This window comes from Paenibacillus sp. LT-B23, from assembly GCF_059417685.1.
In genome coordinates, this window is the sequence record NZ_JBSQBM010000008.1 from 93599 (window position 1) to 119702 (window position 26104).

24 protein-coding genes and 2 pseudogenes are annotated in these 26104 nt (G+C 46.3%); 6 read left to right on the forward strand and 20 right to left on the reverse strand.

The window, feature by feature from the left end; all coding sequences use genetic code 11:
- The first annotated feature begins 44 nt into the window (after positions 1-44).
- Positions 45-1538 carry an aminotransferase-like domain-containing protein gene (locus ACWXW9_RS11825; protein ID WP_494929559.1) on the forward strand — a complete coding sequence of 498 codons (1494 nt, stop codon included), beginning with the start codon at positions 45-47 and terminating at the stop codon, positions 1536-1538.
- A 9-nt stretch (positions 1539-1547) separates the two neighbouring features.
- Here the strand turns inward: ACWXW9_RS11825 and ACWXW9_RS11830 are convergent, their stop codons facing one another.
- Positions 1548-2318 (reverse strand): MBL fold metallo-hydrolase, encoded by a 771-nt coding sequence (locus tag ACWXW9_RS11830; RefSeq protein ID WP_494929560.1) that lies wholly within the window; start codon positions 2316-2318, stop codon positions 1548-1550.
- Positions 2319-2471: 153 nt separating this feature from the next.
- Positions 2472-3533: a sulfate/molybdate ABC transporter ATP-binding protein gene (locus ACWXW9_RS11835; protein WP_494929561.1), complete on the reverse strand. Its 1062-nt coding sequence runs from the start codon at positions 3531-3533 to the stop codon at positions 2472-2474.
- A gap of 234 nt (positions 3534-3767) precedes the next feature.
- On the opposite strand from ACWXW9_RS11835, the gene ACWXW9_RS11840 reads away from it, so the two are divergent.
- Positions 3768-4169, forward strand: a complete 402-nt coding sequence (locus tag ACWXW9_RS11840) for a secondary thiamine-phosphate synthase enzyme YjbQ (RefSeq protein WP_494929562.1) — start codon at positions 3768-3770, stop codon at positions 4167-4169.
- A gap of 168 nt (positions 4170-4337) precedes the next feature.
- Here the strand turns inward: ACWXW9_RS11840 and ACWXW9_RS11845 are convergent, their stop codons facing one another.
- The 3 genes from ACWXW9_RS11845 to ACWXW9_RS11855 all read right to left on the reverse strand — a co-directional run bounded on the left by ACWXW9_RS11845 (position 4338) and on the right by ACWXW9_RS11855 (position 7062).
- Positions 4338-4919 (reverse strand): TetR/AcrR family transcriptional regulator, encoded by a 582-nt coding sequence (locus tag ACWXW9_RS11845; protein WP_134910674.1) that lies wholly within the window; start codon positions 4917-4919, stop codon positions 4338-4340.
- 5 nt (positions 4920-4924) lie between these two features.
- Positions 4925-5557, reverse strand: a complete 633-nt coding sequence (locus tag ACWXW9_RS11850) for a YigZ family protein (protein WP_014280426.1) — start codon at positions 5555-5557, stop codon at positions 4925-4927.
- Positions 5558-5706: 149 nt separating this feature from the next.
- Positions 5707-7062: a glucose-6-phosphate isomerase gene (locus ACWXW9_RS11855; protein ID WP_044644687.1), complete on the reverse strand. Its 1356-nt coding sequence runs from the start codon at positions 7060-7062 to the stop codon at positions 5707-5709.
- 253 nt (positions 7063-7315) lie between these two features.
- On the opposite strand from ACWXW9_RS11855, the gene ACWXW9_RS11860 reads away from it, so the two are divergent.
- Positions 7316-8215 (forward strand): NAD(P)-dependent oxidoreductase, encoded by a 900-nt coding sequence (locus tag ACWXW9_RS11860; protein WP_494929563.1) that lies wholly within the window; start codon positions 7316-7318, stop codon positions 8213-8215.
- A 109-nt stretch (positions 8216-8324) separates the two neighbouring features.
- Here the strand turns inward: ACWXW9_RS11860 and ppnP are convergent, their stop codons facing one another.
- The 4 genes from ppnP to ACWXW9_RS11880 form a co-directional block, all read right to left on the reverse strand.
- Positions 8325-8639 (reverse strand): pyrimidine/purine nucleoside phosphorylase, encoded by a 315-nt coding sequence (ppnP, locus tag ACWXW9_RS11865; RefSeq protein WP_134910676.1) that lies wholly within the window; start codon positions 8637-8639, stop codon positions 8325-8327.
- A 173-nt stretch (positions 8640-8812) separates the two neighbouring features.
- Entirely contained in the window at positions 8813-10858 is a 2046-nt protein-coding gene (gene tkt / locus ACWXW9_RS11870) for a transketolase (RefSeq protein ID WP_494929564.1), read from the reverse strand.
- A 390-nt stretch (positions 10859-11248) separates the two neighbouring features.
- Positions 11249-12148 carry a formyltetrahydrofolate deformylase gene (gene purU, locus ACWXW9_RS11875; RefSeq protein WP_134910680.1) on the reverse strand — a complete coding sequence of 300 codons (900 nt, stop codon included), beginning with the start codon at positions 12146-12148 and terminating at the stop codon, positions 11249-11251.
- A 22-nt stretch (positions 12149-12170) separates the two neighbouring features.
- Complete coding sequence (locus ACWXW9_RS11880; protein ID WP_494929565.1) at positions 12171-13298, reverse strand: deoxyribonuclease IV; 1128 nt, start codon at positions 13296-13298, stop codon at positions 12171-12173.
- A gap of 272 nt (positions 13299-13570) precedes the next feature.
- Between ACWXW9_RS11880 and ACWXW9_RS11885 the strand changes: the two genes are divergently transcribed.
- Positions 13571-14485: a TIGR01777 family oxidoreductase gene (locus ACWXW9_RS11885; RefSeq protein WP_494929566.1), complete on the forward strand. Its 915-nt coding sequence runs from the start codon at positions 13571-13573 to the stop codon at positions 14483-14485.
- 73 nt (positions 14486-14558) lie between these two features.
- On the opposite strand, the gene ACWXW9_RS11890 is transcribed toward ACWXW9_RS11885, so the two are convergent.
- The 3 genes and pseudogenes from ACWXW9_RS11890 to ACWXW9_RS11900 all read right to left on the reverse strand — a co-directional run bounded on the left by ACWXW9_RS11890 (position 14559) and on the right by ACWXW9_RS11900 (position 17033).
- A complete protein-coding gene (locus ACWXW9_RS11890) occupies positions 14559-14909 on the reverse strand; it encodes a hypothetical protein (RefSeq protein WP_094155898.1) in 351 nt (116 codons plus the stop codon).
- Between the two features lie 14 nt (positions 14910-14923).
- A pseudogene (locus ACWXW9_RS11895) lies at positions 14924-16019 on the reverse strand (WXG100 family type VII secretion target).
- Between the two features lie 357 nt (positions 16020-16376).
- Positions 16377-17033 carry a hypothetical protein gene (locus ACWXW9_RS11900; protein ID WP_494929567.1) on the reverse strand — a complete coding sequence of 219 codons (657 nt, stop codon included), beginning with the start codon at positions 17031-17033 and terminating at the stop codon, positions 16377-16379.
- Positions 17034-17304: 271 nt separating this feature from the next.
- On the opposite strand from ACWXW9_RS11900, the gene ACWXW9_RS11905 reads away from it, so the two are divergent.
- Complete coding sequence (locus ACWXW9_RS11905) at positions 17305-17529, forward strand: helix-turn-helix domain-containing protein (RefSeq protein WP_283655091.1); 225 nt, start codon at positions 17305-17307, stop codon at positions 17527-17529.
- Between the two features lie 73 nt (positions 17530-17602).
- Here ACWXW9_RS11905 and ACWXW9_RS11910 read toward each other — a convergent pair.
- Positions 17603-17779, reverse strand: a pseudogene (locus tag ACWXW9_RS11910) (FHA domain-containing protein); the annotation flags it as partial.
- Between the two features lie 255 nt (positions 17780-18034).
- Positions 18035-18622 carry a hypothetical protein gene (locus ACWXW9_RS11915; protein WP_494929568.1) on the reverse strand — a complete coding sequence of 196 codons (588 nt, stop codon included), beginning with the start codon at positions 18620-18622 and terminating at the stop codon, positions 18035-18037.
- Positions 18623-19107: 485 nt separating this feature from the next.
- Between ACWXW9_RS11915 and ACWXW9_RS11920 the strand changes: the two genes are divergently transcribed.
- Positions 19108-19347: a helix-turn-helix domain-containing protein gene (locus ACWXW9_RS11920; RefSeq protein ID WP_494929569.1), complete on the forward strand. Its 240-nt coding sequence runs from the start codon at positions 19108-19110 to the stop codon at positions 19345-19347.
- 80 nt (positions 19348-19427) lie between these two features.
- On the opposite strand, the gene ACWXW9_RS11925 is transcribed toward ACWXW9_RS11920, so the two are convergent.
- The 6 genes from ACWXW9_RS11925 to ACWXW9_RS11950 all read right to left on the reverse strand — a co-directional run bounded on the left by ACWXW9_RS11925 (position 19428) and on the right by ACWXW9_RS11950 (position 26097).
- Entirely contained in the window at positions 19428-21320 is a 1893-nt protein-coding gene (locus ACWXW9_RS11925; RefSeq protein ID WP_494929570.1) for a DUF6382 domain-containing protein, read from the reverse strand.
- A gap of 65 nt (positions 21321-21385) precedes the next feature.
- Positions 21386-21898, reverse strand: a complete 513-nt coding sequence (locus tag ACWXW9_RS11930; RefSeq protein WP_494929571.1) for an A24 family peptidase — start codon at positions 21896-21898, stop codon at positions 21386-21388.
- Between the two features lie 116 nt (positions 21899-22014).
- Entirely contained in the window at positions 22015-23010 is a 996-nt protein-coding gene (locus ACWXW9_RS11935; RefSeq protein WP_494929572.1) for a pilus assembly protein, read from the reverse strand.
- Positions 22979-25195 carry a hypothetical protein gene (locus ACWXW9_RS11940; protein WP_494929573.1) on the reverse strand — a complete coding sequence of 739 codons (2217 nt, stop codon included), beginning with the start codon at positions 25193-25195 and terminating at the stop codon, positions 22979-22981. The genes ACWXW9_RS11935 and ACWXW9_RS11940 overlap by 32 nt, the downstream gene beginning before the upstream one ends.
- A gap of 39 nt (positions 25196-25234) precedes the next feature.
- Positions 25235-25903 (reverse strand): TadE family protein, encoded by a 669-nt coding sequence (locus ACWXW9_RS11945; protein WP_149094536.1) that lies wholly within the window; start codon positions 25901-25903, stop codon positions 25235-25237.
- Positions 25903-26097, reverse strand: coding sequence for a Flp1 family type IVb pilin (locus ACWXW9_RS11950; protein WP_494929574.1), 195 nt, complete (start codon positions 26095-26097; stop codon positions 25903-25905). The genes ACWXW9_RS11945 and ACWXW9_RS11950 overlap by 1 nt, the downstream gene beginning before the upstream one ends.
- Positions 26098-26104: the final 7 nt, after the last annotated feature.

The following is a 26104-nucleotide window of genomic DNA, read 5'->3' on the forward strand; positions in this document are numbered from 1 at the left end:
GAAATGTTTTATAGTAAAATACACACAAAAGGAGCGTGGACAGCGTGGGCAAGAACAACAGCGAATTACTCTTTCCAGCCGATCATGCCTTAAAGCTGTATGAGCAGGTCATCCATTATGTGACTGTGCGGATTGATCGCAGGGATTGGCAAGCAGACACGAAGCTGCCGTCCGTAAGAAGCCTGGCTCAGGAGCTGGGTGTACATCGGCTAACCGTTTTCCGGGCCTATCAGGAGTTGAAGCAACGGGGAATGGTCTATGTAAAGGACAAATCAGGATATTACGTTCTTGCTTCCCAAGCAACCCGGCATGCGAAATATGCTGGCTACTCGGGGCATTCGTCCATTGATCTTACGTTTCACTCCGAATCCGCCCATGCGGCAGATGATCCGTCTGTTTCAGCCTGGAGGGGAATGGATGGACTTAGCCGCGTTCAATCAGTGAATGCGAATTTCCAGTTTTCCAAAGCGCTGATTGACCCGTCTCTCCTGCCCAACCGATATTGGAGAGAGCTGATGATGCAGGTATTTGAAAAGCACCCGAAAGTAGCGGCCACCTATTCCTCTGTACAGGGCGATGCCGAGCTTCGGGATGCAATGGCGCAGCATTTTAGCGTCGATAAGCATTTTGCATTGTCACCGGACGAGGTGCTGATTACCTCCGGCGCACAGCAGGCCATCGACCTGATTTCCCGTTCTCTGATCCGGACAGGAGACCGCGTGTTGACCGAACGTCCCGCCTATGGCCCTGCTATGGAAATATTCCGCAGACAAGGCGCGCGCCTGACCATGACCGATATCCGACCGGAAGGCTATGATATGGAACAAATTGAATGGTGCATGAAGACAGAAAAGCCACGTGTGTTCTATATCAATCCAACGTTTCATAATCCGACTGGCTTCACGGTACCCGATGAACAGCGCAAACGTCTGCCCGAGCTGGCCGAGCGCTACGGCTGCCTTATTGTCGAGGACGACAGTACCTATGACATCAGCTTTGGGCAAAAGCCGCCGTCACCTATTTTTGCCTATGATATTTCGGGAAGCGTCGTCTACATTCGCAGCTATAGCAAATATGTCGCGCCAGGTCTGCGAATCGCAGCCGTGACCTGCCGACCACAGCTCATGAACAGTCTGCTGAACGTCAAAGCGCTGGTAGATAACGGCTCGCCACTGCTGAATCAGAAGCTGTTCCTGCAATACTTTCAATCTCCACGCATGCAGCAGCATATAAAAAAGCTATGTATCGCCCTCCAGATTCGCAAGGAAACGATGGAAGACAGCCTCCGCGATTCCGGCTGGACCTGGACCAGCCCGGCAGGCGGCCTCAGTCTGTGGCTCCAGTTGCCTTCTACGTTGAAACCTAATGAACTGCTCGCCAAATGTGTGCAGGAATCGGTCACCTTCGTACCCGGTAATGTATTCGATCCGATTGGCGAGGAAGGCAAAACGCATGTGAGATTGTCCTATTCGTATGCCAACGAGTTGCAAATCAAAGAAGGTATAGCTACCCTTCTCCGTATCAGCCGGACAATGTAAGGGGCAGCATTATTCCAATGGCAGGCTCATGCCGGCCTGTGCTAGGCGAATCTCTTCCAGAAGCCCGTAGTTGCGTGTGACATCCACATCATGGGACATATGTGTAAATACCGTGCGGTTGGGTTGGAGTCTCCCTATAAGCTCCTGAGCCTCCAGCATGTCATATACCGAGCGGGTTGCATATTCGGCCTCCTCATGATAAAAGCTCGTTCCCAGCACGAGCAAATCCAGATTGTGCAGGGGCAGGATTTCCGCATCATTTAGCCCAATCGAATCCGAGCAGTAGGCCCACGAGAAGCCGTCTTTTTCCAGTCGATAAGCGTAAGCATAACCATTCTTCCCGTGATTCACACGCCATCCCCGGATATTCCACCCTCCAAGCAAGGCCCCCTGATCGACAGGGATAAGGTCAATATGCCCCGGAAGCCAGGAAAATTGACGCAGGATCGTGTCGATCACCTCCTGTGGAGCGTACAAACGACCTCTGTTCCCGGTCCAGCGACAGGCATCCGCCCATTCCGGCAGTCCTCCAATATGGTCAAAATGTGCGTGCGTCACGAGGATGGTACGGATGAAGCGAAGCCCGCGTATTTCCATCTGCTTGCGCCAGTCCGGGCCGCAATCAATCATAAAGTCCTCCGTCTCGCTTTCGATCAGCACAGACGACCTCAGCCTCACATTTGCCCCTGTCGTGCGGGCCTCCGTACATACGAGACAATCACAATATACACGCGGAACGCCCATCGCATCCCCCGTGCCAAGAAAAATAAGCCGATTCATGGTTTAACTCCTATCTATCTGGGTGTTTTTACTACTATTATAACGAACTCATCAAGTCTGCGTAAATCCTTCCAGCGCCCAACGCCAAAAGGAGCATGCCCAAGCCCCTGAACTCAGGCCGGACATCCCCTTAAGTATGATCGCGTTATAACTTTAAATCATAATAGGCATTGGATCTTTCTTGAGGCGGTTTTCCACCATCCAACTGGACTGATCGTTATACAGATAAGCCCGATGTACCAGCACGTGCACCTGCTGACCAGGTTCCAGCGTGGACTTCTCCAGCGAACGGTATGTCATGAGACGATGATCCCCGACCTGTACTTCAACCATCCATTCACTCCCACGAAAATGTAAATGCTTCACAATGCCTTCCTCGGTCGCCGACAGAAGCGCAAACTCCTCGCTTGGCCCGACATCAATATACTCCGGACGGATCAAGGCACGTGCTCCCATTCCGGCAGCTTCCTCGAAACCTTTGAGACTGCCCGCCTGTTCGATCACCGTGGATTCCCCAATAAAGGAAGCTACGAACGGGGTCCCCGGTTTTTTATAAATATCCCAAGGCGTTCCCTTCTGCTCCAGCCGTCCCTGATTAATCACCATAATTTCATCAGCTACTTCAATCGCCTCATCCTGATCATGGGTGACGAAAATTGAAGTGATCCCCACACGCTCAATCAATTCCCGTAGCCAGGTACGCAGCTCCTGACGAATCTTGGCGTCAATGGCTGCAAAAGGCTCATCCAGAAGCAGCAATTGAGGCTCCGGCGCCAAGGCACGCGCAAAAGCAACCCGCTGCCGCTGTCCACCAGACAACTGATGCGGATAACGATGCTCGAAGCCTTTGAGTCCTGTCAGCTCGACCAGCTCTGTGACGCGTTCCTTGATGCGGGCTTTGGAGCTTTTTTTCACTTTTAGACCAAAGGCAATATTGTCGTACACGCTCATGTGCTTGAACAAAGCATAGTTTTGAAATACAAATCCGATTCCGCGTTCCTGCGGGGCCAGCTCGTTTACCCTTTTCCCATGAAAATGAATTTCACCCGCATCCGGTTGCTCCAGACCCGCCAAAATCCGAAGAATGGACGTTTTACCGCCGCCGCTCGGACCGAGTAAACCAATCAGATGACCTGCTTGAATATCAAAGGATACGTCCTTTACCGCATGAAAATTACCGAAATGCTTGTTTAGACCCCTTACTTCTACATGCATAACCGTACACTTCCTTTCCGCTTCTGAACCTTTGCAGGAACAGCAGCAGCCTTGCTTACCGCAAAGCGCGTACCTCATTTGAAATCATTTTATTATTCCAATGTATATACTATGTTTTCCTTATGTGATACTTTATCAAAGGAAAGCTTTCGTCGTCAACTCTATATATTACGTCAGGTGTTCATTGGGTAAAGTAAAATGGGTAAAGTAATAAGAAGAAGGGAGAGGGTAATAATGTTGCATACTTTAGAATTATCCACTAGCGGACGAGATGAGATGCGTGATATTACACGCGAGGTCGCTTCATTAATACAACAAAGCGGAGTTCAGGAAGGCACCGCACTGATCTTTTGTCCACACACAACGGCCGGAATAGCCATTAATGAAAATGCCGACCCGGACGTCAAACATGATGTGATTTTAAGGTTGGACGAGGTTTATCCGTGGGAGCATCCCCAATATCGCCATATGGAAGGAAATACGGCATCCCACCTTAAATCTATCACCACGGGCCCCTCTCAGACTGTCATTATTCATGATGGAAAATTGTTGCTCGGGCGGTGGCAGGGAATTTATTTTTGCGAATTCGACGGACCACGCAGACGCCAGTATCATGTAAAAATCATGAAAGGCTGATCTTGCAAAAAAACAGACCATGATGTTCTCCTGCTGGATGCATCATCGTCTGTTACAATCTTAGTCGCTTTCGTAAAGTACCGTAATGATAAGGCACCGTCATGAAGTGAATATACCCAGAAAAGCGCCCTACAGATTCATAGCCGAGGCATGTGATTGCAGGTACGCTCATAGGTTTCTGCACAGCAGCTTTACATGTGCCAAAGCAGCGGGCCTGATCTCTTCAAATGTCAAACCATCCTGAATGTAAAAGGACACAAAGCCGTGCATAGACAAAAACAGACTTTGAGGTACTCGTGAGCAATCTTCCTCTGAATGTCCCTGACCACTTAATTCCTGACGGATCATGGACGCGAATAATTCCACACAACGGTTTTGCTCCGTGCGACAGTAAGCGAACAGTTCTTCATCGTGCATCATGAACATAATTTCGTACTGATAAGGATTTTCCAAGCCAAAACGAATGAACTCCAGCATCAAGTGCTCCAGTCTGTTCAGACCATCATCCGGCGTACCTGTTGCTCCTTGCAGTAGAATACCGCGTAACGTATTAAAATCCTCAATCACAATGGCGTAGAACAGTTCAGCCTTCTCTTTAAAATGATAGTATAACGAACCATGACTGTAACCCAGATGCTGGCCAATGCTGCGCATTGAAATAGCACGGTAGCCCTTGGTAATAAACAAGTGCCTGGCCGCTTCCAGAATCCGCCCTCTTGACAACTCCTGTTCTACTGCTCTTCTAGCCATATTATTTATTCCCCTTCAATAAAGTAAAGCTGCTCTCCCTCCGACACAAGCGATTGCCCCTGTGTCAAGTCTGTTATCCAGTTGCTGAAGGATTCCGCATCACCAGCCAGCGGCAGACAGGTTAAGGTAACTTTATCCGTAAACATGGTTTCTCCAGTACGGATGCTGCGATTTCGCAATTCATTTTCCACTTTGCCCAACCAGGTGTAATCCAATTCCACGAAAATTTCACGATGCAGCACACGCGTAATCGCATCCCCTGCCTCAATTGCTGCAACAGCACCATCTGAATATGCACGAATCAGACCGCCTGCTCCCAGCAAAATCCCCCCAAAGTAACGGGTAACAACAATCGCCACATTTTTCAGCTTCTGGTTACGAATAACCTCCAAAATGGGCTTGCCCGCCGTACCGCTCGGTTCTCCGTCATCCGATTGCTTCTGGATTTCGTCTCGTTCCCCGATCATGTAAGCAGAACAATTATGGGTTGCGTTCCAATGCTCTTTTTTAATGCGCTCGATAAAAGCCGCCGCTTCTTCCTCGGTCTGAACAGGCTGGATGTGACCGATAAAACGGGATTTCCGGATCACAATTTCCTTGCTGCCGGAGCCGCGTACAGTTCGGTATTGTTCCAACATATCACAAATAACCTTCCTTACTTCATTTTACAAGAAAGCAGTCCCCCGCTTCTGGCAGCCGGTGAACTGCTTTCCTGTACTTTATTTGGTGCTATACGCTATAACGCTCCTATCTGAAATCCTGTTTCAGTCAGGAGTTTACAGCTTCCTTATTCGGACAATCTCGCTTCAAGCTCCGCTTTTTGCTCTTCGAAGCCTGGTTTACCCAGCAGAGCAAACATGTTTTTCTTGTAAGCTTCTACGCCCGGTTGATCGAACGGATTCACACCCAACAGGTAGCCGCTGATGCCGCAAGCTTTTTCGAAGAAATAAGCCAGGTACCCGAAGGAGTAAGGGCTTAAATCAGGAATGTTCACGATCAGATTCGGTACTTGTCCGTCTGTGTGAGCAAGCAATGTACCCTGGAATGCTTTTTTATTTACAAAGTCCACCGTTTTTCCTGCCAGGAAGTTCAGTCCATCCAGATCATCCTCATCTGCTTCGATGGTGATATGGCTAGGTACATTTTCCACTTGGATAACCGTTTCGAAAATGTTACGGCTACCTTCCTGAATGAATTGTCCCATGGAGTGCAGGTCTGTCGAGAAGTCAACGGAAGCAGGGTAGATACCTTTGTAATCCTTGCCTTCACTTTCGCCGTACAGCTGTTTCCACCACTCAGAAACGAAATGCAGGGAAGGCTCATAGTTCACGAGAATTTCAATAGCTTTACCTTTGCGGTACAACGCGTTACGAACGGCTGCATATTGGTAAGCCTCGTTCTCAGCTACATTCGGATTGCTGTATTCCTTGGAAGCGTCTGCCGCCCCTTGGAGCATTTCCTCAATGTTAATGCCAGCTGTAGCAATCGGCAGCAAGCCTACTGCTGTCAGCACGGAGTAACGGCCACCTACATCATCAGGAATAATGAAGGATTCGTAGCCTTCCTCGTTAGCCAGTTTTTTCAGAGCGCCGCGTTCTTTATCTGTTGTTGCATAAATGCGTTTGCGCGCTTCTTCTTTACCGTATTTTTTCTCCAGAGCCGCACGGAATACGCGGAAAGCGATAGCTGGCTCTGTTGTTGTACCTGATTTGGAAATGACATTCACGGAGAAGTCTTTTCCTTCAATCAGTTCCAACAGATGATTCACATATGTAGAGCTGATGTTGTTGCCTGCAAAATAAACAGCCGGGCCTTTTCGCTTGTCTTTAGGCAGTGCATTATGGAAGGAATGCGACAGCATTTCAATCGCAGCGCGTGCACCAAGGTAAGAACCGCCGATGCCGATGACAATCAACACTTCGGAATCACTTTGGATCTTTGCAGCAGCTTTTTGGATGCGTGCAAACTCTTCTTTATCATAATTGGTAGGCAAGTCAATCCAACCTAGGAAATCGGAACCTACACCGGTTTGGTTATGAAGCTGCTCATGAGCCAGCTTGATCGGTTCTGCAAAATAATCAATTTCGTGCTGCCCTATAAAGGAGAGCGCTTTGGTGTAATCGAAAATAACTTTTTTAGACATGTTTGGAACCTCCTGTTTTGTATTGCTAAGACCATGAATACCAACATAAGGACTTAGCAATAGGATACTTTAATTTGCAGGGCCTGACAAGCTTGCGTTACCTGTGCGTCCGGTGCCTTGCCAGACCCTAGTGTAGATAGGGTGGGATACCCATGCTACAATAAATAGAGATCAACCTATATTTAAGCAGTCAATTCAAGCCGAACTCGCATCTGCATCGGACGGCAACCTCCAACAAGAAAGGTGATTAGCTATGAAAAACATCGGATTTATCGGACTGGGCACCATGGGCGCCCCGATGGCATCCAATCTGTTGAAGCAGGGATATGGAGTCACGGTCTACAATCGCACCGCCTCACGCTGTGAGCCACTTGTAGAGCAAGGCGCGCGTACGGCTTCAACGCCTCGTGAGGCGGCTGAAGGTCAGCAGCTGGTCATTACCATGGTCAGCGATGATCACTCGATCCGTGATATCTACTACGGCGAGGACGGCGTGTTTGCCGGTCTTACGTCTGGTGTAACTGTGATGGACAACAGCACCATTTCACCTGAGCTGGTCAAACAACTGGCCGCCGAAGCGGACAAGCTGGGCTGTTCCTTCATTGATGCTCCAGTAACGGGCAGTAAGCCTGCTGCTGTAGACGGCACGCTTGTGTTCATGGTTGGCGGTGACGCGGAGGCCATTGCCGCACAGTCGGACGTTTTTGATACGCTGGGCAAAAAGGTGCTCCACATGGGACCGAATGGCAGCGGGGCCGTAGCCAAGCTCGCACATAACACGATGGTCGGTATTAATAACCTCGCTCTGGCTGAGGGCTTTGCCATCGCCGCCAAATCCGGCATTCCGGCGGACAGCTTCCTGGAGCTGGTACAGCTCGGATCAGCAGGCAGCAAGGCTGCTGACCTGAAAGGACGCAAAATCATCGAGCATGACTTCAGCAACCAGTTCTCACTTGCCTTGATGCTCAAAGACTTGAAGCTCGCTGCCTCGCTGACGGATAGCCTGTCCATTCCCACGCCTATGCTCTCCATTGCCAAGAGCCTGTTTCAAGCCGGGCAAACGCAAGGCTACGGCGACGAGGACTTGTCCGCTGTGGTGAAGACCTATGAAACGTGGATCGGCCGCACTATTGGCGGCAAGCCACTCGAATAGGCCGCATCCTTCTTTAAACCACGTTGCTGTGCTTTTGTACATATCGCATAGCCTATAGGGTAAGCACACTTGACTTGAAGTCGAGTGGTGCTTGCCCTTTTTTCGCTACTTATTCCGGGTAAGAACAGCAGTAATCCGTTACGCTTCGTACTTCCAACTTGAATGATGACTGTGCAGGCACGTGGAATGTTGCCGTTCCCTGTATTTCCAGCCATTCCTCAGCACCTGGAAGCAGTACTTTCAAATCCCCTGCCAAAATCTCCATGATCTCACGGGAATCCGTGCCGAATTCATACGTTCCCGGCAGCATAATTCCCAATGTTACCTTACTGCCGTCACCCAAAATGACCGTACGGCTTGTAACCTGACCGTCGTAATATATATTTGCTTTTTTAACTACGCTGACTCCATCAAACTGTGTCATTCGTTATCCCCTCATCTGCTCATCAATGGTTGAATGAAATTTATGCATCATCATAACATAGTTTTAATCCAAGCCTCAGTATAAAAATACACAAGGCTACAAAATTCCTCAATGTATGAAACAAACAGCCGTAAGCCTTACTCAGGTTACGACTGTCTGTTTAATAGGTTGTTTTATTTCAACAAAGCTTTTACGCGATTAACAACGTTCTCTACCGTAAAGCCATATTCCTTAATGACGCGGTCGCCAGGTGCGGATGCGCCAAATGTGCTGATACCGAGAATGTCGCCTTGGTCGCCGACATATTTTTCCCAGCCCAGTGGATAAGCCATTTCTACAGCCAAACGAGCTTTTACTTCAGGCAGCAGAACGGAATCTTTGTATGCTTTGTCTTGTTTTTCGAAGAGATCCCAGCTTGGGAAGCTGATAACGCGTACTTGGATACCTTGTTCCGCAAGTGCTTCCTGAGCTTTAACAGCCAGTTGTACTTCGGAACCCGTTGCCAGAATTTGAGCAACCGGCTTGCCGTCTGTCGCATCTGCAACGACATAAGCACCGCGTTTGATACCTTCGCGTGCATGTTCAGCAGTAGCAGCCAGGATTGGCAGGTTTTGGCGAGTCAATACCAGAGCAACCGGGTTTTTCTTGTTTTCCAGCGTGTAAGCCCAAGCAGCGGAAGTTTCATTACCATCCGCCGGACGAATAACCGTCAGGTTCGGGATAATACGCAGGGAAGCCAATTGTTCGATCGGCTCATGAGTCGGGCCATCTTCACCAACAGCAATACTGTCGTGAGTCAGAACGTAAGTTACAGGCAATCCCATCAGAGCTGCCAGACGAACGGCCGGACGCAGGTAATCCGTAAACACGAAGAATGTACCGCCGAATACTTTTACCCCTTGGTGCAATGTCATACCATTCATCGCAGCAGCCATACCGAACTCGCGGATACCGAAATAGATGTTACGGCCGGCATAGTCTTCTGGCGTAAAGTTCGTCAGGTTGTTCAAGTGTGTCATCGTGGAGCTTTCCAGATCGGCAGATCCGCCAGTCAGGAACGGTACGTTTGGAGCCAATCCGTTCAGTGCATTACCAGAAGCCACGCGAGTCGAAACTGCTTTGTCTTCAGTTGTGTACTTCGGAAGGTCACGGTCCCATCCTTCTGGAAGGTCGCCGTTTACGGCTGTTTCGAACTGAGCTGCCAGGTCAGGGTGAGCCGCTTTGTATTTCGCAAACTGCTCATCCCATGCTTTGTTCGCTGCGATGCCGTGCTCTTTTACTTTAGCAAAATGCTCGCGAACTTCTTGCGGTACGTGGAAGTCCTCTTCATATACCCATTTGTAAAATTCTTTAGTCAGCTTGGCTTCTTCTGCACCCAGTGGGGAACCGTGAGTACCGCCATGTCCGCCTTTACCTTGTTTGTTCGGGCTTCCGTAGCCGATGACTGTTTTCACTTCAATCAACGTAGGACGTGTGGAGTCCCCTTGTGCTTCCTCAATCGCTTTTTGGATCGCTGGAAGATCGTTACCATCCTCTACGCGCAGTACTTGCCAGTTGTAAGCTTCAAAGCGTTTTGCAACACTTTCGGAAGAGGACAGGTTCAGCTTGCCATCCAGTGTAATATCGTTGGAATCAAACAATACGATCAGCTTGCCCAATTGCAGACGCCCAGCCAGCGAAGCCGCTTCGTGAGACAGGCCTTCCATCAGATCGCCGTCGCCGCAGATTGCATAGGTGAAGTGATCCACAACTTTGAATTGATCTTTATTATAGGTTGCGCCCAGTTGAGCTTCAGCCATTGCCATACCTACGGCCATAGCTACGCCTTGTCCCAGAGGTCCGGTTGTAGCGTCTACACCAGCAGTGTGTCCAAACTCAGGATGACCTGGTGTAAGACTGCCCCATTGACGGAATTGTTTCAGTTCTTCCATAGGCAGATCATAGCCGCTCAGGTGAAGCAGGCTGTACAGCAGCATGGAGCCGTGTCCTGCGGACAGTACAAAACGGTCACGGTTAATCCATGTAGGGTGATTCGGGTTATGATTCATCGTTTTAGCAAAAAGTTGGTAGCCCATCGGCGCGGAACCCATCGGCATGCCGGGATGTCCCGAGTTTGCTTTCTCGATAGCATCGATTGCCAACGTACGGATTGTCGTAATGGACAAATTGTCGATCGTGGAGTTTTCATCCTTTTGAATCGCTTGATTCTGGTCAGTCATGGTTAGCCTCCTCATATTGTAAAAAGTATGCCAATTGCATTTGGTCATGCTCTCCAATACCGCCGTCCGATATAGTAACGACGCCCATTGAAGTGAGTGAATCTGCTTGAATGTTTCAATATGACTTATACATCCTTAAATATTGTACCATTTGCCGTGCAGGTTTGCCAGATCGTTTATAAAGATGGTTGTCGAAATGTCGTACCGAGTCCTCATATAAATATACCCGCAAAGTATTAACCTCATTTAAAAAATCATAAAATCGCGAAAAATAATGCATTTTGTCCGGTTTTGACACCCGCATTTCGTAGAAAAAAGCAAAAAACCCGTCATTTTGACGGGCTTTGTTTGTAAGAAGTATGAACTCTTATATTTTAAAAAATATAAAAATCAGTTAAAAACGACCGTTTTATTTTCATGAACCAAAATCCGGTCCTCTGCATGCCACTTCACGGCTCTTGCCAAAACGACTCGCTCAATGGTGCGACCGATCCGTTTTAACTCATTGACATCATCACCGTGGCTTACCCGCTGTACGTCCTGCTCGATGATCGGGCCACCGTCCAGTTCCTCAGTTACATAATGCGCGGTTGCGCCAATAATTTTCACACCGCGATTATAGGCTTGGGCATATGGCTTCCCACCCACGAATGCAGGCAGGAACGAATGATGGATATTAATGATCCGGTTACGGTAATGCTCAATAAACTTGGGTGAAATAATCTGCATGTACCGGGCCAAAATAATGACGTCGATATCTTCACCAATGACCTCTAGTTGACGGCGTTCCGCCTCCGGTTTGGTATCGGCTGTCACCGGAATATGGTGATACGGAATGCCGAACGATTCCACATACTCCTTCATATCTGGATGATTGCTGACCACCAGAGAAATATCCGCGTCCAGATCCCCTGCCTGCCATTGCCACAATAGCTCCACCAGACAATGATCTTCTTTGGAAACGAAAATGGCGAGCTTTTTCTTGCGGCTGACCGCTGAAATCGTCCACTCCATCCGGAATTGTTCTGCAACCGCGGCAAAATCCTGCTCCAGTTGGGGCTGGGTTTCACTCAAGTATGGCAGATCAAATTCAACCCGCATAAAAAACATACCGCCGGACGGGTCCATCGTGTATTGATCAGATTGAACAATATTGGCGCCATGCTCGTACAAAAAGCGAGACACGGCCGCTACAATACCCGGGCCATCAGGACAGGATACGAGCATACGCGCACGGTTTTCATGCGCAGATTGAGTACTGTTTGGCTGATGTTTTACGTGAAGTTCCATGTGGCTACAAATCCCCCTTGGCTTATACCGTCACTGGCAAATGACTGCCGGCAAACCAGGCAATCAGACGATGATTAATATGTTCTTCGCTCAACTCCGGAAACAGTGCTGCTTCCGTTATCATGTCATACAGACGTTCCAGCGGCTCGCGCGGATCGGCCTTTTTCGCTTTGGCATCATTTTTCAGCAGCGTCCAGGTATCCAGCACAAAGTTACGGACGTCCACATCCTGTTTTTTGAAAAACGAATGCAACTGCTCTACCTGACCCAAAAATTCATCGCCAAAACGCTCCTTCACATTCCCGCGAAGCAAAGCGATTTCAACCTCATACATTGGACGCTGGGTTTTCGCTTCCTTCCCAATCCAAGGCGTTTCCAAAATAAACGGGCGGCCTTGAAGCGCTTCGTGATGCACCACGTTATGAATGGTCTGATAGCCGATCCAGCCCGATCCAATCGGAGTATGACGATCTTTATGAGCACCAACCGCATTTTTACTGTCATTAACGTGAACCACAGCGATACGATCCAGCCCGACAATACGATCAAATTGCTCCAGCACGCCGTCCAGATCATTCACAATGTCATAGCCCGCATCGTGAATGTGACAGGTATCCATACAAACGGTAAGACGCTCGTTGTGCTCTACTTTATCTATAATGGAGGCAATTTCCTCGAAGCTGCGGCCCATTTCGGTACCTTTGCCTGCCATCGTTTCCAGCGCAATGTTAACATCCGTCTCCTTCACGCCGTTCAGTACCTCATTCAAACCGTCGGCGATACGCCCAATTCCATATTCAGCATCCTTATCGGTAAAAGCACCCGGATGAAGCACGATGTTTTTCACGCCGATCGCGTGGGTGCGACGAATTTCCTCCTGAAGAAAGCTGACCGCGAGCTCATAGGTATTTTCCTTGTAAGAGCCGAGATTGATAATATACGGGGCATGCACCACGATATCTTCCATCCCTTTTTCAGCCATCAACTGCTTGCCTTCCTCCAGATACATGGATTCCATCGGCTTACGACGCGTGTTTTGCGGTGCCCCCGTGTATATCATGAACGAGCTGGACCCATAAGAAGACGCTTCTTTTGTAGCGCTGAGCAGACCCTTGTCCGAGAAGGACACATGAGAACCAATTTTCAGCATGATTCGGTTTCATCCCCTTATCCTTGTTATTCTGTTATGCTTGTCTTATTTTGATTTAATCATTTTAACGTGATTATTGAAATCAAACAACATGGCTTTTATGGTAGTGCACACACAAATCAGGATTACACGTAAGGGAAACGAGGTAAATGAAAGCATGGATTGACATCCTTTAGCGTATACAGGTACATTCGAATGAGGTTTTTTTCTCGAAAAGGGTTATATTCTATAACATACATATTTTTTGCGAATCGGAAGGAGAGTCGAACTCCATGAACATCGTCATATGCGGAGGTACTGGATTAGTAGGGTGTGCGCTAACCAAAAGCTTGCTCAACGACGGGCATACGGTAAAGGTAATCACCCGTAAACCCATGGTAGGTCACGAAGCGAGCCCACGCTTGCAATATATGAGCTGGAACGAACTGAAACAAAAGCCTGAATCATTAGAGGGCACAGACGCGGCCATTAATTTGGCAGGAGAGACGCTGAATCAGCGCTGGACGGACAAGTCCAAGCAAAGAATCCTCCAATCACGCCTGCTGTCTGTTGCCAAATTGGCCCAAGCACTAAATGCTCTGCAAAAAAAGCCGGAAGTTATCATTCAGGCTTCGGCTGTCGCCGCCTACGGTACATCTCTTACTGAAACGTTCGATGAAACCAGCCCGCGCCGTTCGGAAGACTTTCTGTCTCAAGTGGTCGAGCAGTGGGAGGAGGCCGCCAACGCCTACCCTTCCAATGCCCGGTTAATCAAGCTGCGCATTAGTCTCGTACTGGACAGCAAACGCGGTGCATTTCCACTGATGAAGCTGCCTTACAGCTTCGGATTCGGCGGCAAAATAGGCAGCGGCCATCAATGGATGAGCTGGATTCATATTAAGGATATCGTCCGCCTGATCACCCACTGCATCCATACGCCAGACATCACCGGAGCTGTGAACGCATCATCACCACACCCGTTGACGAACGACCAGTTTGGTAAAACCGTGGCTGAGGTATACCACCGTCCACACTGGTTTCCCGTTCCCGGCGTTCTCGTACAAAAGCTAGTCGGTGAGATGAGTACCCTCGTGTTAGACGGTCAAAAAGTAATCCCGCGCAAGGCGCTGGAGCATGGATTTCAGTTTAACTATCCTTCACTGAAGGAAGCACTGGAGGAACTACATTCTCCTCATAAGCAGCGCTAAAATGAAAAGAGGAACTCTATGTGGCGGCATCTCACCAGCTCAGAGTTCCTTTTTTAGATAATCTATTTTCATTTTAGCCTATCCCTTCAGCTATCCTCTCAACTATTTCCTTATCAAAATCATCTAGTTCAGCCATTAAAAGATCATATTGTTTTATAGATTCAGAGGTGTTCAATACTCGAAGTACAGCAATACTGTAGTGTCCAAGAGTATCAATACCAAATAGCTTATTTACCTTAGGATCTCTGAACTGGCTAATATGCTTCAATTTTTCGATAATTTTTTCGTTGCAGAGCTTCTTTTTTGCTATCTGACTCATAGCATTCATCATAACCTGGTTATGATGAATATCCAGACACTCCACCAATTTATCGTCACTTATCTTTCCCTCTCGTATTTCTTTTGATAAAGTAAGTAGATTCATTATACAATCTCCATTCAATCTAGTTTAACTGGCCCAAAATTCTCCAAAAGATACTGCCGTTCATCCCTGTAATTGCTCCAGAGATGTTCTGCAAGCTCCTTATTTCCAATCCTCTCTGCTTCTTTTATTTCCACCATATAAGCCCTAAGCTCCATGATAATTCTATTTTTGAATTCATATGTTACATCCAAACTTGGAAATCCTTTAGCCTTATCATCAAGGAAATGTTGATACTCATGTCGCAATGCACTAATTGAAGCATCCTCATATATATTCAGCTGACCAGGCTTCCCTGATCCTTTGGGAGCATACGCCATAATATCTCTATCCAAAATCCTAACTTCAACGCCCGCTTCTTGTGTGTTTTTAATAATGTTACTCCACTCTTCTGGGTGAGAAAGTCTTCCCGGACCATAAATATCCCTAAATGGGTCAGCATCATTTTTACCTAACATATTATCAGATAAACGTTTTGAAGTCCCTTCGGCTTCAACAATAGTCCCAGATTTCACCTCATATTTTATTGACGATCCCAAACCAACTTTAGGCTTAATTACTGAGCTAACTCCTCCAAATATTGCTGCTGTACTAATCATATTGGCCCAATGTTCCTTTGACCAGGCATTTGTAGGCATTGTAGCTTCTCTGATCGTTCCATGTACACCAAAAGTCCAGAAGTTAAAAAAATCATTTGCTGAATCAAACTGCTTGGATGCTGAAATCTTGACCAAGCTCCAATAAACTATCTGCCGATTTCTGAAACGCATTTCGTGTATCTGGAGCAGGAACAGCACATGCATTAGGTGGAGGTGGTAAACAACTTGCGTCAATGTAACCTGCTTTCATCAGATCAGCTAATCTGAATTTGTCTGCATGGTGACGTAGCTCCCTCGCAATAGAATCCGTCAGGGTAACAAAGTCAGTCATATTCTTCTGAGAGACTTGAAATTGACTATAAAATTGTTGTTTAGTTGTACCATCCCATGATTGCTGCATAAAAGAAATTCGCTGCATCAATTGACTATTCATCTGAATCGCTGTTTTCTGTGCAAGGTCAAATTGCTTGGAGACGGTTATAAGTTGTTCAGGAGTCACTTTAATGGTTGTCATAATTTACCTCGGTTCAAGTTCATTATGACATGATAGCATTATTCAAATTTATGGAAAACAGCCTTATCTCCTAAATTGTTATAAGAAAGAGTGTTTCTTTATACCTGTATCAAAAGACTTAGCCCTGAGTATCGCAAATAGTCATTCACACGTTCTTTTCACAAGAAGAATGAGCAATCGAAGGCTAATCCATTTATCGTCCCAAGTCTTGAGAAAAAGTTTACCGTCAATGAGTTTTCCGGTTTTGTACATAGATAAGCTCCTTTACGGAATAGAGGGGTTGTTGATTACAGGCTTAAAGCTATTTATATTTTGGGTAGTCGGATGTATTTTCCCTTTATGTAGGTTATAGAGAGGTTAATATCCAGATGCCAAACCTCTTGTTTCATCCTCAGCACGTTCTATCGCCTGAATCAAAGTCATCAAAGGTTTTTCAAGTTTGTATTGAATGGCTTTTTCACACGTACCACCAGCAGCTTCCCACTCCCAAAACGCAATGATGTCAACGGGTTCAAGAAAATATAAAGCTAAGGCATTCACTGGATTTGCAGTGTGCAGTTTCATAAACTCTTCGTCTAAAAGTTGATTATACGTAAGATATTGCTCTTGCATCGCTTCTAGGAGAAAAAGTACGCTTTCCTCATTCACATTAGTAATTCGATTAACAAAAGCATTTCGTCTTTCAACCGTATTCAGTATAATTTGTATAGCATTTCGAGTACGCGAAGCATCAGAAGTAATACCAAGCATATTAATTAGATCATTAGTAGTGAGATCAGGATTAAATGGGGCTTGCTCTATAATATACGTCCATTTATCGTCGCTTCCATTTTGAAATACTCGAATAGCATCGGAAACGTTATAGCCAATCGTTTGCCATTTTCGATTAAACACGTCAATAATATGATAATAGTACAACTCTGTTTCTCCGTTGCCTACTTCCTGTCCCCAGACCTTTTTCATACGAACAATGTTTTTAATATCTTGTTTATTGAACTTTTCTTTTAAAATCATAGGTGTCACCTCCAGTTCTATTTTGGTAAAATGTCCATAGCAAAGCTAAGGGTGTTGTACATCATTTTTTTAGGATGATATGATATAGCTTAGCTTTGTTTCATCAGTTCCTCTTTAGATTTTTTTCATTTTGTCGTAAATATTTACGACTTGTTACAAACGATATCATCAACCCTTTCATTATTCAACTGTTTTAACGTAATTATTTCCGACTTATTGGAATTAAATCATATTTTCTATGTCATCTGGTATTAAAGAAGGAGAATGATAAATGATTAGTTTTGAACCATTACAAATAACTTTGATTAAAAAGAAAATCTCTAAAATGGAGTTTATAAAACTAATGAATATCTCCCCGTCAACTGCCGCTAAAATGTGGCGTAACGAGTACATAGCTATGAAAATTATCGACGATATATGTAACAAGCTAGAATGTAATTTGACAGATGTCATTGAACATACTCCAGATGATAAATTGAATCAAAGTACTCAATAGCTACCCCCAAATTAAACGTCAAAAAGAAGCCCATAACATTAATAGGCTTCTTCTTTATACATATCAAACTATTTCACTCAGAGGCGTTGGCGGAAGATTTAAAAGAGTCCAGTCTATAAGCGTAGGACACTCCGGCAATCTTAAAAGTGTCTCCAGCATTCGGGATGAACTTCTTGTATGGCACCATCGCCTCTCCATTCAGAACAGTTCCGTTCGTCGAGGACAAATCCTTGATGATGTGGCCGTGCTGCTCTCTGCGTTGGAACTTTTATCCGTCTTTTTGATTTCGTCTTTTCCCATATCAGTGTTTTGCAACCGGCCGTAACTGCTTGTAAATGTCGGCATACGTGAAATGTTCATTGCTTTCCTCCTAATTCTGTAATGAGGAAATATATGTTTTCGTACACCACAATTGATTGTCAGTTTTTTAGGAAAAGTAAAGATGAATGACAGAAAAAATGAAGCGGGGCAATCCAAAGAGATTACCCCGCCCTAGCCTAACGGATTATTCCAAAACGTAGGAAATAGTCATTTCAACAGATTTATAAGAAAGGCTGCCGAACCATCTATCTCCGGTAGAACTTGCAATGTTTGTTCCAAAGACCTGTGCTGTCCATGTACCACGTGCTTCCTGATCTAGAAAACTTGCTCTCTCAGTCATTCCACTGGGCTTCCATGCGATAGTAGCAGATTTGCCGCTAGGAGAGGATACATTCAAATTAGAAAAAACAACCGTCCCCAGCAAATTTCTATTGTTGTTGTTGATAATTCCTCTTCCTGGGTCAATCTCAATCGACTTTACCTTGGCATTAAGAGGCAATGACGTAAACCGGAAGCTAACCTGATCGGAAAAACCGCTTTTGCCAGGGGCTAATGCCAACCCTAGGCTTTTGCCTGCACTCACTGTTTTACTGCTGCTGGAAGCATTGGGAGCGGCACTTAACTGTACATCCACTGTCTGTGTATAGACAGTTTCACCAGCCACATTGGTGGATACCTTAACATTCGGTTCCGCTGCAAATGCAGTCACGGACATTGCGGCACTCATGGATACCGCCAGTAACATTGCACCTAAACGTTTTTTCATCCTCATACTTTTTTACCTCCAAAAAATATTATTAAGGTGGTATGAATTGCTATCCGAGCATAAAGACCTATTTTCAAAAAGGATGACGTTTTCTAGTAGAACAGCAATAACCCCTTATTAATATTATCGGTATACGCTTGGAAAAAGTCAATTGTTTCCAATGATTTTTTTGGTATAAATGGATTAAATTTTAATATTCTACCCTTTGTGAACCATCGCCTTAGTTCATCGTCTTCACACAACTTTTTATAGCGTGAATGCGTGATAATCAAAACATCAGATTCACGTACAGCCTCAAGATTCTGCCTATAATAACTCCACTTTTTGGTAAAATGTCCATAGCAAAGCTAAGGGTATGTTGTACATCCCTTTACTAAAATGATATGATCATTTAACGAACATGAACATTTGTTGATTATATAAACAATATAAGACTATATACATCTGTTATCAATAATAATTCAAAATATTCTTGGAGGCTATCAATTGTCATGAAGATTAAATTCTTATTAACCTGTAACTTAGAAAGAATACTTAAAGAACAGAATATTACACCTTATAAACTCTCAAAAGATACCGGTGAGAGAATCGGAACGATCTATAAATTAGTGAATAATCAGGGAATGGATAATTCACGCCTTTCAACTTCATTGCTAGCCAATATTTGTGGATATTTAGGAATTACTTTAGGGGAATTATTTGACGTTGTTCAAGTGGAAGAAACTGAATAATCCTCCTTTCTATTAAAAGACAAAAGAAGCCCGTAGCATTAATCGGGCTTCTTCTTTATACATATCAAACTACCCTTCACTCAAGAAGCGTTGGAGGAAGATTTAAAAGATTTCAGTCGATAAGTATAGGATACTCCGGCTATTTTAAAAGTGTCTCCGTCCTTTATAACATACTCCTTGTATGGCACCATTGGCTCTCCGTTCAGAACGGTTCCGTTCGTCGAGGACAAATCCTTGACGATGTGACCTTGTCCTTCTGCATCAATACAAAGCTCAATATGAGAACGGGACGCTCCCTCCGTATGCTCCACAAACTGTACCAATTGTGGCTCTCTTCCGATGAAGAAGCTGCCTGCAACAAATTGGTCCGACTGCAATCGGATGTGTTCGGCCGCTCCACTTCCCGGTGGCTTACGTTCCAGACAGGCAATCGGTGATTGCTGAACGTATGGAATATGTACCCCTTGATCTGCACGAAGCAGCACCGTTTCTTGCCTTGATGTAGCATTTAGCAGCTCCGTCACACCAGACAAGGATTTATAATATGCCTCGCTGGTATCACTGGCTTCCAAATCATTCCTCCGATCCGCACCTATCTCCTGCGGCTCATGCAAGTCGCGATGTGCAGAAGCTTTACCTCTTTCTCCCGCCTGGCTACCCATATTTTCAGATTCCGGGTCAGGAAAAGACCAGCGCCAGCTTTCCTGTCCTTGATCACCTGAATTGGAAGAGTGCTTATCCTTATTCTGACGCCCTGTTACGAATCCGGTTAGCTTATCGACCTGATAACGGTCATTTTTCCGCTGTGCAGGAGAAGCTGCGCCAAGCCATTCTGAATCCAGCACAGGAACTGAATCGGCATAGGCATACGACGAAGCGCCCTTGCGCCCCCATTTTCCCGTCCAGCTCATATAAGCAACGGCTACGAGTACCAAGGTCAGCACAACGGAAATAACCAGCGGCACCGTATCTGGATGGTCCAAATAAATATAACGCCACACGATAGCCGAAGCGAGAAGACAGCCTAAAGCAATGTACGTTTTATACTTCTGCAACGCAGGCTCCGTTTCTTCAATTTCTACATCTGCCTCATCATTCTCCTGGGGCCTAACGGACGGCTTGAGCCGATTGATCCGCTTAAGCTCCTGAATCTCCTGAAGCGTCTCCTGATCCTCATGCATTTTTTTCTGAGATCTCTGGCTCCTTGAGGCGAAGAATTTAGATTCTTCTCCTTGCCCATATCCCGCTCGGCTCGTTGAATGATCGGCTGACGGAAAAGATTTTCCGTATATATCTGTTGAATGCAATCCGTCGCGCGCTCCTTGAACTCCCATTCGAACACGGGTATCTCTGCTGCGTCCTTCTCCATCTTCACTTTGAGAGCTAAAGCTGTCTGCGCCGACCGCCATCCCTTGCAACAGCAGCTCCTTCAACGCTCTCGGATCAAATTCATCCCTATCACATAATTCAAATATATACTGCATATGGTCCCTTTGAAAATGAACCACACGTGTCATCAAGCGAATAACCAATTGCTTAAATTGGCTCCCAGCCTGTCCTTCATACAGTCCCCCCTGCAAAGGAACATAGGTTAAACTGACGTTTTCCCTTGAGCCTGAACTGCTCATAAAGATATAATCCTCATGCAAAATAAATTGGCGCATATCCAGCATATACTGCGGACTACGATGGAGGGCATCCGCCACTTCAAAAAGAATCCGGTAGAAATCAGAAGTCGACACTCCCCCTCCCTTCCATATCTGAGACAGCATACGTTGACCCGAAATATCGTAGTGCAGCTCCACCTGAAAATCGACGTCCTTGATTCTCAGCTCCAGAAGACCGGGAATCCGATTGCCAGTCATCATTCCGGTTTGCACGGAATTTAAATCATCGGTCTTAAGCCCGCCTTCCTTGTTCAAAATCATAAATGTCCCGCCGTTGCGGGCAAAATCCCTGCTTAAACCAAACAATTCATGACCTCCTTAGCATTTTCCCGATTCCCGTGAGTACCATCATATTTACCTAACTGCGTAAGCTATGGCAAAAAATAAAGATAAGCACTGATCGCTCCCGGAATGACGGCGGTCATAAAAGGAAACCTGAGGTGTGCCTCCCTCCCGTTCGTCAGCGCCTTGCCGCTGCGAAACAGAAAGAATCCTCCCAGATTAAAAGCCACACGCCGCAATCTCATTATGGTTTCCCGTCTCCACAGCAGGATCACCAAACCAATAATACCCGCGAAAAAAATCGAATAGAGAGCCGACTGCCATGCAAAAGCAGCCCCCGTCCATGCTCCGATCAAGCCAAACAGCTTCACATCGCCAGCACCTACAGCTCCCATCCAGTACAGAATCAACATGAAGCCGAATCCCGTCCCCAATCCAGCCGCTGCAAATAAAAATCCATGCCATCCCCCAAACATCGTATTAAACAGCAAGCCCATCGCCATGCCGGGCAGCGTAAGCTTGTTAGGAATTTTCATACTACGTAAATCCGTGACCAGCGCAATCGCCAGCAAAACACCACATACGATATACATCCACGTCAATGCAATTCCCCCTTAATGATAAGCACGAAGCGTTTCAAACCTTTTCCATCGTTATTTTCTCTATCTATTCGCATCGTTCCCATATAAAAGTGCTATGGCGAACCATCCGTGTTCCTCTATCCGTCCGCCGTCTTCTCCACCGAAAATGGAACCTCTATACGTTGTCCATCGTCCGTTTCGATCACAAAGCTCCATTGACCGGGTGTCGTGTTTGTACCTACAAACCAGTTCCATTCAATAATCCCGTCCGCATCGGCAGAGGTCCAGCCCAAGTGTTGAGCCGTGCTCTGGCCCGACTTATAAAGTACAGAAAGATTAGCTGACGTTCCGGGTTCCACTTTGGCCTTGATCAAGTTATATACACCCTTCACGGCAGGCTCAGGCTTGGCAAGCAACTGTATGGAGCTCTGGGCATTGTTAGCCGCTGTAGCATCTCCTGTACCTGCTCCCTCTCCCGTATCACCGATCCAGAGACGTTCCTCTGCCGCTGTCTGGAGTACAATACTACGATACAGAAAAGGAACCTTCATCGGCAGCTCATAAGACAGCTCCACCCTAAAATAAGGATCCTTAGTTCCCGTAAGAGAAGGCACATGCACGCTCGTTACATGTATACGGTCATACTCCAGAATGCTTTCCTCTATAAAAGGCTTTAACAGCGGCTTTAGAACAGGATCAAGCGCGGCTTCTGTCAAGCGCCCACGTAGCTCCTCCATGGGCTTTTTTCCCCCCTGCACAGCACTTTCCACCCAATCACCGATGGGAGGTGGCAGTTGGGCAGCGAATTGGCTTGCATATTCACTCACAGACAACTTGGGCAGCTCATCCTGCGGCTGGCGGACCGCATCTATTTTCGCAGACGCCTTATCGACCGCCAGAGACACCGGATAGATTTTAGCCGAAACCTGTTTGACCGCTTCAGAAGCGGTGGTCTGTAAGGCCGTAGATACCAGCGTCATCTGTACCATATAAATCAGAAAAATAATAAAAAACAAAAACAACGGCAACACCAGCGATGCTTCTAAAACGATACTTCCTTGTTCACGACGACTCCGTCCACCAACTCGCTGTAAATACCGATTAATAAGAGAAATGCGCTGTTTTCGTAACATAGTACACACTTCCCTTAATGCTTTCGCCTTCCTCTGAAGCCAGGCCCAGCATCTTCATCACCCCAGGTAAAAACAATAGCCTCATCCCGTTCTTAACCTCGCCCCTTGCATACGTTTGCCGTTCAGCAGGATTGACATCTGTATTCAGGCGGATCAAGGCCAGCATACGGGACATTTTCCGTTCATTATTGCTATGGAGCATGAGGAACAATCTCAAATGATCCTTGTACGTCATTCGAAATTTCAGAAAATCAGACAGAGGCACATACCCCTTCTGAGCCAGCATAATCATATCTTCAATCGCCTTCTCTACCCCATATAAAAGAGCTGCCGCCAAAACAACCAACGGATTGCCCTTGGAGCTATTTTTGACCAAACCCTCCATCGTGCGAATGGCCAGCCTCATAGCAAAAATCTCGCCATAAGCGGAGGCTAGGTTTCCGGTCGGATTATGGAAACCGTACAGAATGTACTCGACCTCCTGATTATTCAACTCCAGTTGATCTCCCAAAATTTGCGCTGTATTCCCAACCCTTCCATCTGATCCGGCTAAACTGCCAAATCGGCTAAAATCCACGTGATTAAAATAAGAAAGCGCATATTCATTCTGGAAAAATTCATCCCCAAGTTGCGTCAGCAAGCCGGATGCCGCCCCGTATAGACCATCCATACTGTCCATGGAAGCTCCTGCCGCATCATAGGTATCATAGGACAAATCAGCGGATACAGACGGGCTGGATGCAGACTGGTTAAAAGAGATACTTTCATTGTAATACTGCTCTAGCTTTTGAAATGGTCCGGCACTTTGCGTACCTTTAGAAAGCATTTCAATGATCTGATAGGCTTGCTTGAGCTTGCTCTTCGCCTCTTTTTCCATTTTTTTGCGTTCTTTATCAGGTCCACGTCGCGAGTCCATTGCTCTGGCTTCACCATCGAGTACATTAGAAGGTCCTGACCAGGCATATGCATTCAAATATTGATCCATTTCCTTGAGCGTTGAGATCACTTCTTGTCTGAACATATCTGTATTGAGATTCGGATCTGTATAAAAGGATAGCGTACGGATCATACTCGATAATCTGTTGTTAACCGTATGAATAGCTATTCGTTGCTTTTCTATAGTCGCTTCCATCTGATCAAATTCCTTATCTGGAATCAATAAATCGTCAGCCTTTTGCCTTGCACTTCCTACAGACGGATCAGCACTGGAGCTCCCTCCACTCGGAGTAGGGGCTGCGGAAACCTCATCATACCCTGCATTGGCAGCTCTCTGTTTATATTGAGCAATGACTTGACGCATCTCTTCGTTAATTTGCCTAGCTTCATTCAGCGGCTCCTTAGCCTCTACAAGCAGCTCATCATGCTCTTTTCCTACCTTGGTCATGGCTTGGCCCAGACGATCAAGTGCCAATCTCGCCCTTCTCGCATATTTCTCGATCTGCATGATTTTAACGTCGTCTACACTCTTTTTATTATCCTCATACACATGCACGTAATGCTTATATTGGGCGGCAATATCGGCTACAACCTCAAGCGAATCCCAAATATACTGATTGGGGATATACGCACCCCTCTGTTTAATGATCCGTTTGCGAACCTCTTCCATATTAGCTCCTGCCTCACGCTGCTTCTCCAGCATGTCATCCAGCTTGGCCTCGCGTTTGTCATACAGCTTTTGCAGCCGTTTCAGCAAATCGACCGTGTGCGAAGCCTCTTTCATATTCTGAGAGAGCGGCTTCAGCTTTTCGAGCACTTCCACTGTAAAATCGACAGGCGCTTTATACTTCATTTCTTCACGAATCTGCTCGTTAAATATGGCATATTTACCAAGCTCTCTTTCCATGTGCAAAGAGCTTGAATCCAGCTTCGTGTTCATAAGTGGCAGTGTGTCTGCACGCGGCGTGCGCTTGGCGCTGTCGTTCAGTACTTTGACCATAATTTGCTCTCCGCTGCTCTCACCATAGGCAAACAGACCGTAATCCTGTTGTAATGCCGGATCATAGGCAGACATCACTGAACGAACCGCCGCATGGGTCAACCGTTCAGTTTGCACATGTAGCGCAGCAATTCGTGCATAATCAATAAAAATAGCAATAAAGCCAAACATGACCGCTAAAATCAGAATCAAAAAGACCGTGACGGCTCCTAACTCGCTATCCTTAGCATTACGTCCTTTTCCAAACACTCGCTTCCTCCCTTCCAGTCCATTCGTGTTCTCCGCTTCTTACGGACCGTTCTGTCCATATTGCGTTAATACTTGTCCTGCAACTGCCGGATTTATCTTTTCACCTGAGCCTCTGCCCATAAATTTTGCTCCGTAATATCGAACCAACTCTACCGTACGAATCCATTCCACAGGCTCTACCACACCCGAGCTCATTGTTCCCTGTAAATCAGTCTGATCCAGAAACTGATTCAGCAAAGGCACTTTCACTATTTTATTCAGCTCTGTCGTCACCTTACGGCTGATCAGGCTGTTCTCATATGTCATCTGTCCCTGCATACCGGCAGGCATGCCACTCTCGGCGTGGGACAGCTTCTGGGCGGGCAAATCGCCTCCTCCACCGCCACCGGGCACCTGCACACTTACCTGATTATTGGCTCCAGCCCAGCCAAACAAGGCACCCAGCATGGCATCATCCTTCAAGCGCCAATAAAGCGAATCCCGTTGTCCTTGGGTGAATGCGCCTGTACGCGGTTCCTTGAAGCTGTTATCCCAGCTATAAGCGGCTCGTTCCGAAGCCGTAGAAGCGACCTGCACCAAGATGGATTTTTGATATATGTACAGGCAAAAAAATAACATCACAAAAATGACCAGCAACAGTATGGGAAAGACGAGGGAAGCTTCCAATGAGAAGCTCCCTTCCTCTTTGTGTGCCAAATTGCGCAGCATTATGAATCCATGAAGTCGTTACTCTTTTTATCCGCTTTTTTCAACAGACCTTCTACAATCTTCTTGATCTGATCCTTGAAAATAATCGCCACCGCAATCAGAATCGCGATAATCAGAATCATTTCTAACGTACCCAAACCGTCCTCATCCTTGTACAATTTACGAATACTACCTGTTACTAATGTCATCATCATTGTATTC